Here is a 1,035-nt window from a genome sequence, read left to right as displayed (position 1 = left end):
GCCCAGATGGACGGCGCGATCCTGGTGTGCTCGGCCGCCGACGGCCCGATGCCGCAGACCCGCGAGCACATCCTTCTGGCCCGCCAGGTGGGCGTGCCGGCGCTGGTGGTGTTCCTGAACAAGGTCGACATGGTCGACGACGAGGAGCTGCTGGAGCTGGTCGAGATGGAGGTGCGCGAGCTCCTGTCGTCCTACCAGTTCCCGGGCGACGACATCCCGGTGGTCAAGGGCTCGGCCCTGGCCGCGGTCGAGGGCCGCGACCCGCAGATCGGCGAGGAGAAGATCCTGGAGCTGATGGCGGCGGTGGACAGCTACATCCCGCAGCCGGAGCGTCCGATCGACCTGCCGTTCCTGATGCCGGTGGAGGACGTGTTCTCGATCTCGGGCCGGGGCACCGTGGTGACCGGTCGTGTCGAGCGCGGCATCGTCAAGGTCGGCGAGGAAGTCGAGATCGTCGGCATCCGTCCGGTGCAGAAGACGACCTGCACGGGCGTGGAGATGTTCCGCAAGCTGCTGGACCAGGGCCAGGCGGGCGACAACGTGGGCGTGCTGCTGCGCGGCACCAAGCGTGAGGACGTCGAGCGCGGCCAGGTGCTGTGCAAGCCCGGCTCGATCACGCCGCACACCAAGTTCGTGGCCGAGGCCTACATCCTGACCAAGGAAGAGGGCGGGCGTCACACCCCGTTCTTCACCAACTACCGTCCGCAGTTCTACTTCCGCACGACCGATGTGACCGGCATCGTCAAGCTGAAGGAGGGCGTGGAGATGATCATGCCCGGCGACAACGCCGAGCTGGAGGTCGAGCTGATCACCCCGATCGCCATGGAGGAGAAGCTGCGCTTCGCCATCCGCGAAGGCGGCCGCACGGTCGGCGCCGGCGTCGTCTCCAAGATCATCGCCTGACTTTAGGGGCGCTATCGCTCGCCGCGCGTCGGCTCGCTGCTTGAGCGCGGACGCGATGATCTGAAACAAAAGGCCCTCCGGAGCGATCCGGAGGGCCTTTTCTTGTCCGCCAACCCCTTCCTCTTCCTTCTC

General features: G+C 67.0%; 1 protein-coding gene. It reads left to right on the top strand.

Annotated features, from left to right (window positions below):
- Positions 1 to 903 (top strand): elongation factor Tu (gene tuf, locus ACFFGE_RS12460; RefSeq protein WP_376836743.1); only part of this gene is annotated, 903 nt, incomplete at its 5' end.
- Between the last annotated feature and the right edge of the window lie 132 nt (positions 904 to 1,035).

Origin of the sequence: Brevundimonas balnearis (assembly GCF_042434805.1) — a bacterium.
Taxonomy (GTDB): Bacteria; Pseudomonadota; Alphaproteobacteria; order Caulobacterales; family Caulobacteraceae; genus Brevundimonas; species Brevundimonas balnearis.
The sequence above is the reverse complement of the archived record's forward strand: the minus strand, read 5'-3'. Positions and strand labels throughout refer to the sequence as shown.